Raw genomic sequence first — 14,044 nt, 5'->3', positions numbered from 1 at the left:
AAGATTATGAAAAAAAATATATATTTCTTAGTAGGAATGTTTTCATTCGGAGCACTGTGTACGGGGTGCAGCGATGATGACAACACAGGCAAAGCGGTAAATATTACCGTGAATAATGCTACGAATATTGAAAGCGATATCTTCGGGATTGATGTGACGGAAGGACAGCCTCTGCAACTAAAACCGTTCATCATGCCTGAGAGTGCAAGAGAAAACGCTGTCAGTTACCACTTTGCAGGAGAACCCACTGGAGCGATTGAATTGAGTGAAAGCGGTTTGATTACTCCTAAATTAACTACACCTGCCGAAGGGGATATCCCGTTTCCATTGGGTACGGATACGATTATCGTCAGGGTGGACGACGGTTCGGGTACATACGTCAGATATCCGGTCCGGGTTATTAGTAATGTAGTTATTGTTTCAAGTATCACGATTCAGTCCGCTGGACAAAGTGTGGAAGTGGAGAATGGTAAGACATTCAATCTGGCTCAATATGTAGCAATCAATCCGAGTAATGCCACCGACAAGAGCGTGACCTATTCGTCGCAGGACGAAACAGTGGTTACAGTTGACCCGAACGGAGTAATAACGGTAATAGGAGAAGTTGGACAGGCTACAACTATTACGGTAACCGCAAATGATAGAGGCAAAATGTCAGCCACTTGTAGAGTGAAAGTAGCGGCTGAAGCTCCCATATATGTAGGTTTTCCTTTCTCTGATAATTGGAAATACTCAAGTAATATAGGTACGAAAGAAGGGGACATGAAGAATCTGTTTGATGATAAGAATTCAACTTTTTGGTGTCCCGATATCTTAACTCGTCCCATTTATGATCCGGTATGTTATCTGGATATTGACTTGGGGGAAGTGATCAAGTTCGGTCAATTGGGATACAGGCATCGTAGTTTGAATTATTCCCATCTGCAATGCCATAGCTTTAAACTAGAGGCAAAGAAAGAGGCGGGTGATGCTTGGAGCGACTTGGGAGTACAAGTCACAGCACCTTTGAAGGTAGATGATTACCAATTGTTCTCTGTTGAACCGATAGAGGCCAGATATATCCGCATAACCTTTATCAAAGGTCATTTAAGAGAAGGTCAGACTGATTGGAATTATTCAGAAGCAGGAAATGTTTCTGTTGGAGATTTGCAAGTATTCATTTATAACAGATAAATGATTTAAAACATAGAAGGGGAATCTTTGCAAAGATTTCCCTTCTATGTTTTATTTTTTACAATGCTATCTTTTCCTTACTTTTGTATTTATTATCAATTTCAACTTTTAACTCAATAAGCCAACATGAAAAGCAGATACTTATTATTCTTTCTTATCCTTATATACATAATTTCCCCATGCACCGCTACCGGAGACTATAAATTCCGGACAATGTCGCCTAGCGGTGGCTTTTATTATGATGGCATAAAGGCTATAGAGCAGGACAAGGAAGGTTTTATCTGGACGATGATGGATTATGAACTTTATCGCTTCGATGGGTATCATTACAAAAAATATTATCCCTATTTTGCCTCGATGGCGCCTACAAAAAGGTGGATATTCAATAATATGGCATCCGATTTATTAGGGTATCTTTATGTCAATACGAACAATGGCGTTTATCGTTATGACCGGAATTCGGATCAGTTTGAAAAAATCTATGATCCGGTAAGCCATATCAAGGTAGATAAGGCAAACAATGTATGGATCCGGATCAAAGAAAAATGGAGTATTCTGAATACACAGACTGGAGAATTGAATACTCCCAATTATGATGGGAAAGCAGCGGGTGGCGTCAATACCGCCTTTTGTATTTATAATAATGATCTGTATACATTTATAGGACAAAAAGTATATCGTTTCAATTACGCAAAGAATGAATTTGTCTTTTGTCTCACATTGCCCGACTCGGATGGAAATATTCGTTTTGCACGGGCATACATGGGGAAGTTATGGATATTCGTCAACAATTCTGGATTATATAAAATAGATATGTCTACCTTTAAAATAGAAGACCATTATACATTGCTTACTGACTATGAAGGAAATTCATTGCGGACATTCTATATTGACAAAAAAGGTTATATCTGGTTTGGAACAATTGATGGCATTTATATATTCGATCCTACAGACGGTAAGTTGTCACACTATAAACATTCCAGAACAGATCCATTCAGTTTGCCGAATAATTCCATTTGGGAAATCAGTGAGGACCGGCAGAGTAATGTATGGATTGGTACGTATTCGGGAACTTTATGCTATGTGAATATTGATGAAAACAATGCCTTCAAGACATACCATCCTCAAAATAGCGGATTGAATCATACCCCGGTCAGTGCGTTTGCCGAAGATCAACAGTATCTGTGGGTAGGTACGGAAGGGGGTGGTATAAACCGGATGAATAAAGCCACGGGAGAATTCAGCTATATTACAAGTGCAAACAGCATCACTTCCAACAATATAAAGTCATTGATTACAGATGCTGGTCATAATTTATGGATCTCTACATTTATGGGGGGATTGGATTTGTATAATGTCGGTCGGCAGAAGGTGACTAATTTCAAGCATACCAAAGGTGCTCCTCATTCCTTGCTGGTGAATGATGTGCGGAAGACGATTCTTGAAGGGGACTCAGGAATGTGGGTCGCTTATCAATATCAAAAGGCGGAAGTGTCTTATTTTTCGTTTCGCGAAGAATCGTTCACCCATTTCAGTTTGGACAGTATAAGTAATAATTCTTATTTGTTTGATATTCTTCGTCAAGGGGAAAAAACATTGTGGGCCATTAGTAACGAAACCCTTTATCGCTTGGACATAGATAAGCATGTCGTCGAGAAAATGATTCCTAATGATTCTACCTATTTGGGATTGTTTACTTTCTGTCTGGATGATTCCGGAAATATTTGGATTGGTACCATTGGTAACGGACTCATTAAATTTGATACCAATACTTCCCGTTTTATATCTTTGAAAGATGTATTGCAACAAAGTGTTTATTCCATTTATAGTATCTGTTATGATGACGGGAACATTTGGATGGGAACCGATGATGGGCTATATTGTTATAATATTGTAGGTAACCGATTGATGAATTTTGATAAAAGAGAAGATACACAAGGGCAAGTTTATTATCCTTTGGCCTGTATGAAAGGAATGGACGGCTTGATTTATTTTGGCGGGACAAATGGTTTTACCGTTATTGACCCCAAAAAGATTTCTTATAACAGTTATAAGCCCAGAGCGATTATTTCTGATTTTTTCATCGATCATACATCCACTCATCCCCATTATTTGTTTGATAATTCACTTCATGAAATAATCCTTGAGTATGATCAGACTAACTTTGGTTTCCAATTTTCTTCAGACAATTACCATATTCCTGAAAAGAACCGGTTTAAATATAGGTTGAGAAAGTATGATGATCATTGGATTACTACGAATGCACAGAATCGTATTGCCATGTATTCAAAAGTACCAGCCGGAACTTATTATTTCGAAGTTTATGCTGCCAATAATGATGGTGTGTGGAGTGATACCCCTACAGTGATTAAAGTAATCAGAAAAACTGCCCCTTGGTATAGTTGGCCAGCATATATCCTCTATGCCTTAATGATTATAGGTCTGATTTACTTGATTTGCAGACATTATGCTGACAAGAAAAAACTAAAGTTACAACTCTACTTGGAGAATATAGAAAAAGATAAAAAGGAACAGATCCATCAGGCACAACTGCGCTTTTTTACTAATATTTCGCATGATTTCAGGACTCCGCTTTCTCTTATCATAGCCGCTTTAGACAAATTGCGACGGGAAGGTTTGAAAGAATATTATTATCGGATATTGAATGGCAATGCACAGCGTCTCTTGAACTTGGTGAACGAACTGATGGATTTCAGAACGGTAGAAAACGGCATGATGAAACTGGAATTGCAACCATTGGATATAAATCATATAGTCAAAGAAATAGCGAATGATTTTATAGACTATGCTGAACAACGCAAGATTGATTTTCAGGTGATTTGCGATACTGAATTACCTGTGACGATTTATGCGGATAGAAATATTGTTGAGAAAATAGTGATGAATCTGTTGAATAATGCATTTAAATATACGCCCGACAATGGAAAAATATTGCTGGAAACAAGAGGTCGAAAAGATTGTTTTACTTCAGAATATAAGAACAATTTTATAGTGGGCGAATGTGTTGATGATACTTTTTTCATCCTTGTCAGTGATACCGGAGTCGGTGTCTCTCATGATTCCATTAGTAGCGTTTTCGACAGATTTTATAAGGTGAATACTGTAAATACAGATTCGCATTTGGGAACGGGAATTGGATTGGCCCTTGTTAAAAGTTTGGTATTGCTCCATAAAGGCAGTATCTCTATTTTTAGTGAAAGAGGACGGGGTACTGATATGGTTGTCCGTCTGCCTCTTGATAGTGGTATGTTTAATGAATCCGATTTTATAAGGCATCAAGAAACGAGAGCTGAAGAAATAATCCGGACAGACTCGGAAGAAATGGCAACTTCTGTTGAAATGAAAGGGATGGAAGATGAATTGCTGCATTCAACTAAAAAGAAAATATTGATTATTGAGGATAATGAAGACTTGAGAATGTTGATTGCCGAATCATTGTCGGATGAATTTCAGGTAATGCAGGCTGGTGATGGAGTGGAGGCCTTAAAACTGATAGAACACACCGATTTTGATTTAATAATCAGTGATATTATGATGCCTAATAAAGATGGCATTTCTTTATGTAATGATATAAAAGGAGATATGAATACTTCACACATACCCGTTATATTGTTGACAGCGAAAACAAGTCTGGAAAGTAAGATTGAAGGAGTGGATTCCGGTGCTGATCTGTATTTTGAAAAGCCTGTTGATTTGACTTATCTGAAATTATCCATTCAGAATATATTTAGAAACCGGCGGCAACTGAAAGAGCATTATGCCAAAAATTATTATGCTGACAGCTGTGAATTATCTTCCAATGAACAGGATAATAAGTTTCTAAAACAATTTATTGCTTTTATTGAGGCGAACATGGATCAGTCCGAGATGGATATCAATCAGATTGCGGGAGAACTATCCATGAGTAGAAGTAAACTTTACACTAAGGTGAAAAGTCTGACGGGAAAATCTGTAGTGGAGTTTGTTTTGAATTGTCGTCTTCGTAAGGCGGCCAAGCTGATTATTGAGGAAAACATGACCATGAGGGAAGTTATGATGCATATCGGTATAGAGAGTCAGGCTTATTTTACTAATTCATTTAAAAAGGTATTTGGCGAAACACCCACAGCTTTTGCAGCAAAGCATAAAAAAACGACCCGTTAAATGAATCGGATAAAATAAATAGCGATTAGAGTAAGCTATCAGAAAGGCGAAATAGCTATTTTCGCATAAACTTTAAAAAAAATAATATAATGAAAGCACGCTTATCCATTCTGATAGTTACTCTATTACTGATACTGCCCAGCCGTGTGTCAGGAATCGGACCTGATACAATTTTTTCCGACCTACAGAAAATCATGGAACGAGTAGCGGATTGGCAGATCAATAATTTTACTTATCAAAAGACAGGCAATCTGCATGATTATGGTATTGATGCATGGACCAATGCAGTACTTTATGCAGGTATGTTGAAGTGGGTTCAAACAACAGAAGTACCTTCTACTTATCTTGATTGGTTAATGAAAATAGGAGAAGAGAATGAGTGGTCCGTTCCTGCAAACTTTGCTGACTACCCGAAATATCAATATTACCATGCAGATGAATTATGCATAGGACAGTTTTATCTGGGTATGTACGATCGTTATAAAAAAGATGCGATGCTTCATGCTGTGCAAGAAAGAGTAGACTGGATTATGAACCATCCGGCAGATACCAGCATGAGATATTCCAATAAACAGTGCTGGACTTGGTGTGATGCACTGTTCATGGCTCCCCCTGTCTATGTTCATCTGGCCCGAATCACAGGAAAGACCAGCTATCTCGAGTTTATGCATACTCATTTTTTGCAAACTTATCATCATTTGTATGACTGGACTAACCATTTGTTCTTTCGTGACGACAGTTATTTTGGTAAACAAGAAGCGAATGGCACAAAAGTCTTTTGGGGCAGAGGAAATGGATGGGTTTTGGCAGGAATTGCCAATATACTCGAATTATTACCCAAAGACTCGGGTCTGCGACCTTTTTATGTGCAATTGTTTGTAGAGTTGGCTGCTCAATTAAGTAAGTTACAGGATGATCAAGGATTTTGGCATGCCAGTTTGCTTGATCCGGATAGTTACCCGTCACCCGAAACCAGTTCCACTGCCTTGATAACCTATGGGTTGGCCTATGGGCTGAATCATCATTTGCTGGATACATCTTATCTGCCTGTTGTCCGGAAAGCATGGAAAGCACTGACTTCTACTGTTGATCAAAATGGAAAGGTCGGGTGGGTTCAACCTATCGGAGCCGATCCTAAAAAAGTAACGCGTGAAATGACAGCCGTATATGGGGTGGGAGCCTTCCTTATGGCGGGAACCGAAATAATAAAATTGATCGAATAATCATTATCAGTCATATATTATGAAAAACAAAAAGTATCTTTTTTTCATTTCGCTAGTTTTTCTCTGTGCCTTCTCTATTCGTTTTGTCCAGGCTAGAGATATAACTTCTTTTAATGAAGGTTGGAGTTTTAAGAAAGGACCTTTTGCTAAAGATCCTCTGTTGTTCTCTGCCGGTTTTGATGCCCGGTGGCAGGATGTCACCATTCCTCATACGTGGAATGCTACGGATATGCAGACCGAAATGAATAATTATTATGCCGGTGAGGCATATTATAAAAAACAATATACCCCGGCAGCAGAACTGAAAGGTAAAAGGGTATTCTTACGTTTTCAAGGTGTAGGTTCTGTTGCCGACGTGTATATTAACAAAACCTATGCCGGTAATCATAAGGGCGCGTATTCAGCTTTTGCCATTGAAATCAGTAAATTGTTGAAATATGGAGAGTCTAATGAAATTTTGGTGAAAGTCGATAACTCTCCCCGGCCTAATGTTATTCCGGTCAATAATACTTTATTCGGAGTGTATGGGGGGATTTATCGTCCTGTAGAATTAATCGTTACCGAACCGGTGAATATAGCTGTAACGGACTATGCATCTCCGGGCATTTATATCAGTCAGAAGAATGTGAATCGTAAATCGGCTGATGTAAACATAAAGATAAAACTTGAAAACAAGAAAGCGCAAGCTAAAAAAATCGTAGTTTCCACTACGATTTATGAGCGTGACGGTAGGGTGAAGGCACAGCAGCAATTTCCTGTAACGGTTTCGCCACAGGGAAGGCAAATATATGATCAGGACTTTACCATCAAGAATCCCCATTTATGGCAAGGTCTGGAAGATCCTTATTTATATAAAGTTGTAGTCAATCTTTTGGCGGACGGGAAAGTCATTGACGAAGTGAGCCAGCCCTTGGGCTTGCGTCATTATGAGCTGAAGGCTGCGGACGGAATGTATCTCAATGGTAAGAAAGTGCCTATGTACGGAGTATGCCGTCACCAGGATTGGTGGAAGTTGGGGAGTGCATTGACAGATAAGGAGCATGATACGGATTTGGCTATCATTCGGGAAATCGGTGCCACAACTATCCGTTTTGCACACTACCAACAAGCGGAACGTATTTATGCAAAATGTGACAGCATCGGCTTTATGGTTTGGGCGGAAATTCCATTTGTCAATCGTGTCAGTACACAGGAAAGTGGCAATGCCAAACAACAATTGGTGGAATTGATCCGTCAGAACTACAACCATCCTTCCATTTATATTTGGGGACTTCATAACGAAGTATACGCTCCTTATAATTATACCGTGTCATTGACCACCGAATTGAATGACCTGGCCAAAACGGAAGATCCTTATCGTCTTACTGCTTCCGTCAATGGATATTCTGTGGTAAATCAAGAGTCTAACCTGAACGCTGATGTTCAAGGTATCAATCATTATTTCGGTTGGTATGGAGGCAAGATTGGCGACATAGAAAAATGGGTAACAGGTATGGAGCAGAATTTCCCAGATTACCGGGTTGTTTTCTCTGAGTATGGTGCCGAGGCCAATATTCACCAACAGGAAGAGGCAGTAGGCGAAGTCGGAAGATACTTTTCTCAATTTTATCCTGAGACATTCTCTACTAAATTTCACGAAATTCAGTGGGGGGTAATCTCCAAACACCCTTATTTGGTAGCTTCTTATATTTGGAATACTTTTGATTTTGCTACTCCGGCCACGGCACAGGGTGGCGTAAAGGCACGTAATATGAAGGGGTTGGTTACTTTTGATAGACAAACAAAGAAAGATCCTTTCTATTGGTATAAAGCCAATTGGAGCAAAGAGCCGGTGCTTTATATAACCCAACGAAGAGCTACTGAGCGTGAGAATGAAGTGACTCCCGTAACGGTGTATTGTAACGTAGGTGTTCCCCGTTTGTTTGTTAATGGGACAGAAGTGAAAACAGTCAGTAAAGGACAGACTTCGGTACATTATATTTTTGAAAATGTGACATTGAATAAAGGGGAAAATGTAATTGAAGCCCGAGTGGATCATCAAGGGAAAACTCTTGAAGATACCATTCGATGGAGTTATTCACCGGAAAATAAAAATAGACTTAATTTGTCCGATCCGAAAGAGAAAACAAAGGAACATGTCGGACTCTAATTCGTGGTGGATTTTTTATACATTTAACTCAAAACTAAATTTAAAATGAACGAAAACATGAAAAAGTGTTTTTATATTTTATTTTTATTTCTGTCAATGCCCCTTTGGGCACAAGCACAGACAAGACGGGCATCCATTCCCTTGCAGCATGGAGCTCATAGAATAGGTAACCGTACCGATGCAGATATGGAACGTTGGCGTCAGCATGGACTGGGACAATTCATCCATTGGGGAGTATATGCCATTCCCGGTGGCTTTTGGGAAGGTAAATGCTATCCCGGAGCTGCCGAATGGATACGCTCGTGGAAAGAAATGCCTAAAGATGCCTATGATAGCTTGTACAAACAGTTTAACCCCACTTCTTTCGATGCAAAGGCATGGGCCAAACAGGCCAGGCAGATGGGGGCGAATTATATGATATTTACAACGAAGCATCATGATGGTTTCTGTCTGTGGCCTAGTAAATATACTGATTACACCATAGCCCATACTCCCTATAAAAAAGATGTAGTGAAACAAATAGTAGATGCCTATACCGCTGAGGGAATTGATGTGCATCTCTACTTTTCCATTATTGACTGGAACCATAAAGGTTATCGTCCTGCACCTCCAGAAACCCGGCAAGATAGTATTGCGTATGAAACTTTCAAGGAGTTTACCCGCAATCAATTGATAGAGTTGCTGACTGATTACCCTGCTATCAAAGGATTATGGTTTGACGGCAGTTGGGATAAAGCCTGGATGAATGAAGCGGCGTGGGTGGATACTTTAGGTCTTGAATTGAGAAAGCTCCATCCGGGACTCATCATTGGCAGTCGTTTTCGTGCCGATGAATATGGAAAACGGCATTATGATTCTAATGGAGACCTGATTGATGATTATGACCAGACTTGGGAACGGGATTTGCCAAACTCCCTAGAAGACCTGAATGGTAGTGATTGGGATTGTGTGATGACCATTCCTGAAAATCAATGGGGATATCATGCTGAATGGCGGGGATACGTAAAGACATCATACGATTTATTGGAGATGATGGTGAAAGCCGTTTCTCTGAATGGAAATTTTGTACTCAACTTCGGTCCAGACGGAAAAGGGAATATCCGTTCGGAAGAAACCAAGCTAGCCAAAGAAATAGGGGATTGGATGAAAATAAATAAAGAAGCCATTTATGGTACTTCCCATTCAACAGTACAGAAACAAGATTGGGGATACTTTACGCAGAAAGGCAATAAATTGTATATGTGCGTATTCAACCGCCCGATTAATAACCTGCTGAAGATAGAAATACCGAAAGGTGGAATCATACCCATGAAGGCTTATTTCCTAGAAAATAATCAGGAAACGGAAATTCAGAATGCAGGTAAAAACAAGCGGAACAGTTCCTTGTATCATGTAGCTGTACCTGCTTCATATAAAACTGACCGACCTTTTGTCATTGTCCTCGAAATGCAGGAGAATACGAAAGAGGAAGGTGAATATCAGCAGGCTAAAATATAATTATTCTCATTTTATTTGTTCCAAAAGATCGTTTAGTAAGGAGAATTGGCGGGATTTTTTTAATTTTGCACTTACAACTAATTAACAGATAAGAAAATGCCGTTAAATTTACCCGATAAACTACCTGCTATTGAATTGCTGAAGGAGGAAAATATCTTCGTCATAGACAATTCACGTGCCAGTGCACAGGATATTCGTCCGTTAAAAATCGTGATATTGAATTTGATGCCGTTGAAGATAACGACAGAAACGGATTTGGTACGTTTGCTTTCCAACACTCCCTTGCAGTTGGAAATATCATTTATGAAGTTGAAAAGCCATACATCGAAAAATACGCCGGTAGAACATATGAAAGCATTCTATCATGACTTTGATTTGATGCGCGACGAGAAATATGATGGGATGATTATTACGGGAGCTCCGGTAGAGCAGATGCCGTATGAGGATGTGAATTATTGGGATGAGATTACTACTATTTTTGATTGGGCGCGTACTCATGTTACCTCAACTCTTTATATTTGTTGGGCGGCCCAAGCCGGGCTTTATCATTTCTATGGAGTTCCCAAATATCCGCTGAAACAAAAAATGTTTGGTATTTTCCGTCATCATATCAATGTACAGGGATTGCCCATATTCCGTGGTTTTGATGATGAGTTTTTTGTACCACATAGCCGTCATACCGAAATACACCGTGAGGATATTCTGAAAGTAAAAGAGTTGGCTTTAATAGCTGAGTCTGATGAGTCTGGGGTTTATATGGCTATGGCTCGTAATGGGCGTGAATTCTTTATTACCGGGCATTCGGAGTATTCTCCTTATACGCTTGATACGGAATATAAGCGTGATTTGGCGAAAGGGTTGCCTATTGAAATGCCTGTAAATTATTATAAGGACGATAATCCGGACAATGCCCCGGTGGTGCGTTGGCGCGGACATGCCAATTTGTTGTTTTCTAATTGGTTGAACTATTATGTATATCAGGAAACCCCGTTTGATATAAATCAGATACGATGATCAGACAACGAAAAATAGAATTATTAGCTCCTGCTAAAAATCTGGAGTGCGGTATTGCAGCTGTTGATCACGGTGCTGATGCCATTTATATTGGTGCTCCCCGTTTCGGAGCACGTGCGGCTGCGGGGAATTCATTGGAGGATATCGCTGAGTTGGTGCGGTACGCTCATGTGTATAATGTTCGTATCTATGTGACGGTGAATACGATTCTGAAGGATGAGGAACTGAAGGATACGGAAAAAATGATTTGGGATTTATACCGTGCCGGAGTGGATGCTTTGATCGTGCAGGATATGGGATTGTTGGAATTGAATCTGCCACCTATACCGTTACATGCCAGCACACAGATGGATAATCGTACTCCTCAAAAAGTAAGATTCCTGGCTGAGGCAGGTTTCCGTCAGGTGGTATTGGCTCGTGAACTTTCTCTTGTTGAAATAGGAAATATCCATCATGCTTGTCCTGATGTGCCTTTGGAGGTATTTGTACATGGTGCTTTGTGTGTAAGCTATAGTGGACAATGTTATGTTAGTCAGGCTTGTTTCGGACGTAGTGCCAATCGGGGAGAATGTGCCCAGTTCTGTCGCCTTGCTTTTGATATGGTAGATGCGGACGGTAAATCTATAGTAAGGAATAAGCATTTATTGTCTCTGAAAGATTTGAATCAGAGCGAAGAGTTGGAGCAATTGCTGGATGCCGGAGCTTCTTCCCTGAAAATAGAGGGACGTTTGAAGGATGTATCTTACGTTAAAAATGTAACAGCTTATTATCGCCAGAAGCTGGATAGTGTTTTCAAACGTCGTAAAGAGTATATCCGTGCTTCATCGGGAAAAGTGAAATTAGAGTTCAAACCTCAATTGGATAAGAGTTTCAGTCGTGGTTTTACTAATTATTTTCTTTTTGACAGGAATAAGGATATTTTTTCTTTTGATACTCCCAAGTCTTTAGGGGAGGAGATGGGGACAGTGAAGGAAATTCGTGGTAATTATCTTACCGTAGCCGGAATCAAGTCTTTTAATAATGGAGATGGCGTCTGTTTTTTGGATGAGACTGGTAAGTTGCAGGGATTTCGCATAAACCGGGTGGAGAATAATAAGTTATTTCCTCAAGAGATGCCTCGGATAAAGCCCCGTACGATACTTTATCGTAATTTTGATCAGGAATTTGAGAGGTTGATGTCGCGTAAATCAGCTGAAAGGAAAATTGCTGTCATTTTAAAATTGGCTGAAAATAATCGGGGCTTTACTCTGTCTCTGACCGATGAAGATGATCACAGTGTCAGTGTGGTGCTGGAAAGGGAGAAGGAACGTGCCCGTACTCCGCAGGAAGATAACTTGCGTACACAACTTGGAAAGTTAGGAAATACTCCATTTGAAGCGTCAGATATAGTGATTGACTGGTCGGACAATTGGTTTATTCCGGCTTCTATGCTTGCCGAACTTCGCCGTAAGGGAATAGAGAAACTGCTGGAAGTGCGCCGTATTAACTATCGGCAGGAAATTTACAAGTTGCCTCGAACGCATCATGCTTTTCCTGTGAATGAATTGACTTATTTGGGAAATGTGATGAATGCTGATGCTGTTTCCTTCTATAGGAATCATGGCGTGCAGCGTATTGCTCCGGCTTATGAAAAGGCTCCGGCAGAAGAAGCGGTATTGATGTTTTGCAAGCATTGTTTGCGTTATAGTATGGGATGGTGTCCCTCTTGGCATAAAGTGCGTTCTCCTTATAGGGAACCTTATTATTTGGTTAGCTCGGATAACAGACGTTTCCGCTTAGAGTTTGATTGTAAGAATTGTCAGATGAAAGTCTATGCTGAAAAGTAAGTACATCGGATTACTGTTTTTGGTGTTGGCTATTTTAATGGCTTGCCAATATCCTTCACCTGTTACTCCGAGTGGGGATATGCCGCAAAAGAAAAGGGATTCTGTCAATTATTTGATAGAACGGCATTATACATTAAACAGTAATTTTGAGGTTACTTCAGATTCGCTTATGTTACAGCAACTGCCATTGGTTGATGTGCTTCCTGTTTTTAAAGGAGAACGGCTGGTGGTAGCGGAGTTTATGATACAAGCTGCTGATAGTGTGGATTCTGTATGGGTAAAGGTAGCACGGGACCAGGAAACAATGGGATGGATACATGAAAAGGAATTGTTGGAGAAAGTAGTTCCTGTGGATTCAGTGTCACAGTTTATTCATTTTTTCAGTAATTCTCATACCATCGCTTTCTTTGTCATATTAGGCTTTTTCGGTATTTGGTATATTCATAGGGCTATTCGTCGCCAGAAGCTGCAATTAATCTGGTTGAATGATATTGATAGCGTTTTTCCTACAGTTCTTTCTTGGTTGGTAGCTACAGCAGCTACGCTTTATGCCAGTATTCAGCATTTTGTTCCGGGAACTTGGGAGCAGTTTTATTATAATCCTTCTTTGAATCCTTTTAGCTTACCTTTTATTCTTTCTCTTTTCATGTTTAATATTTGGGGGATTATTCTTGTGGGGTTGGCTACTTTGGATGATTTGTTTCATCAGACACATATTGAAGCTGCATGTTTTTATTTGTTGGGATTGATGTCCTGCTGTATCTTTTTATATTTGTTTTTTACATTTACTACGTATTACTATTTGGGTTATCCATGTTTATTGGTATATGCTGTATGGTCATTTAATCGTATAAAGCATGCTTCCCGGTATAAATTCAGTTGTGGAAATTGTGGGGCGAAGATAAAGAATAAAGGAGTGTGTCCTCATTGCGGCGCTGTCAATGAATAATTTTATTGTTTGTTTCTTTTGACAAAGGCTCAAGCAGTTTTCTATTGTA

Annotated in this window: 8 protein-coding genes; all 8 read left to right on the top strand. The window is 39.7% G+C overall.

The features are described 5' to 3' along the window. Positions 1-6: 6 nt before the first annotated feature. The 8 genes from AB5062_RS13445 to AB5062_RS13410 all read left to right on the top strand — a co-directional run bounded on the left by AB5062_RS13445 (position 7) and on the right by AB5062_RS13410 (position 13,995). Positions 7-1,173, top strand: coding sequence for a discoidin domain-containing protein (locus AB5062_RS13445; protein ID WP_032952576.1), 1,167 nt, complete (start codon positions 7-9; stop codon positions 1,171-1,173). 213 nt (positions 1,174-1,386) lie between these two features. Continuing rightward, positions 1,387-5,337, top strand: coding sequence for a hybrid sensor histidine kinase/response regulator transcription factor (locus tag AB5062_RS13440; protein ID WP_228680496.1), 3,951 nt, complete (start codon positions 1,387-1,389; stop codon positions 5,335-5,337). An 89-nt stretch (positions 5,338-5,426) separates the two neighbouring features. Next, a complete protein-coding gene (locus AB5062_RS13435) occupies positions 5,427-6,560 on the top strand; it encodes a glycoside hydrolase family 105 protein (protein WP_005842587.1) in 1,134 nt (377 codons plus the stop codon). Between the two features lie 19 nt (positions 6,561-6,579). Then, entirely contained in the window at positions 6,580-8,709 is a 2,130-nt protein-coding gene (locus AB5062_RS13430) for a glycoside hydrolase family 2 protein (protein ID WP_032952573.1), read from the top strand. 57 nt (positions 8,710-8,766) lie between these two features. Continuing rightward, on the top strand, positions 8,767-10,206 hold the full coding sequence (locus AB5062_RS13425) for an alpha-L-fucosidase (RefSeq protein ID WP_198652708.1): 1,440 nt from the start codon (positions 8,767-8,769) through the stop codon (positions 10,204-10,206). A gap of 96 nt (positions 10,207-10,302) precedes the next feature. Continuing rightward, positions 10,303-11,220 (top strand): homoserine O-succinyltransferase, encoded by a 918-nt coding sequence (metA, locus tag AB5062_RS13420; protein ID WP_005842582.1) that lies wholly within the window; start codon positions 10,303-10,305, stop codon positions 11,218-11,220. Continuing rightward, the gene (locus AB5062_RS13415) at positions 11,217-13,046 is read left to right on the top strand and encodes a U32 family peptidase (RefSeq protein ID WP_032952571.1); all 1,830 of its coding nucleotides are present in this window, start codon (positions 11,217-11,219) and stop codon (positions 13,044-13,046) included. The genes metA and AB5062_RS13415 overlap by 4 nt, the downstream gene beginning before the upstream one ends. Continuing rightward, positions 13,033-13,995, top strand: coding sequence for a zinc ribbon domain-containing protein (locus tag AB5062_RS13410; protein ID WP_008667982.1), 963 nt, complete (start codon positions 13,033-13,035; stop codon positions 13,993-13,995). The genes AB5062_RS13415 and AB5062_RS13410 overlap by 14 nt, the downstream gene beginning before the upstream one ends. Positions 13,996-14,044: the final 49 nt, after the last annotated feature.

Origin of the sequence: Phocaeicola sp. RTP21359st1_B8_RTP21360_211022 (genome assembly GCF_040911965.1) — a bacterium.
Taxonomy (GTDB): domain Bacteria; phylum Bacteroidota; class Bacteroidia; order Bacteroidales; family Bacteroidaceae; genus Phocaeicola; species Phocaeicola vulgatus.
This window is presented reverse-complemented; position numbering and strand designations above follow the sequence as displayed.

Bases quoted from the DNA above. Each gene is read 5' to 3' on its own strand.
- AB5062_RS13445 (WP_032952576.1), top strand. From the start codon at position 7: ATGAAAAAAAATATATATTTCTTAGTAGGAATGTTTTCATTCGGAGCA.
- AB5062_RS13440 (WP_228680496.1), top strand. From the start codon at position 1,387: ATGTCGCCTAGCGGTGGCTTTTATTATGATGGCATAAAGGCTATAGAG.
- AB5062_RS13435 (WP_005842587.1), top strand. From the start codon at position 5,427: ATGAAAGCACGCTTATCCATTCTGATAGTTACTCTATTACTGATACTG.
- AB5062_RS13430 (WP_032952573.1), top strand. From the start codon at position 6,580: ATGAAAAACAAAAAGTATCTTTTTTTCATTTCGCTAGTTTTTCTCTGT.
- AB5062_RS13425 (WP_198652708.1), top strand. From the start codon at position 8,767: ATGAAAAAGTGTTTTTATATTTTATTTTTATTTCTGTCAATGCCCCTT.
- metA (WP_005842582.1), top strand. From the start codon at position 10,303: ATGCCGTTAAATTTACCCGATAAACTACCTGCTATTGAATTGCTGAAG.
- AB5062_RS13415 (WP_032952571.1), top strand. From the start codon at position 11,217: ATGATCAGACAACGAAAAATAGAATTATTAGCTCCTGCTAAAAATCTG.
- AB5062_RS13410 (WP_008667982.1), top strand. From the start codon at position 13,033: ATGCTGAAAAGTAAGTACATCGGATTACTGTTTTTGGTGTTGGCTATT.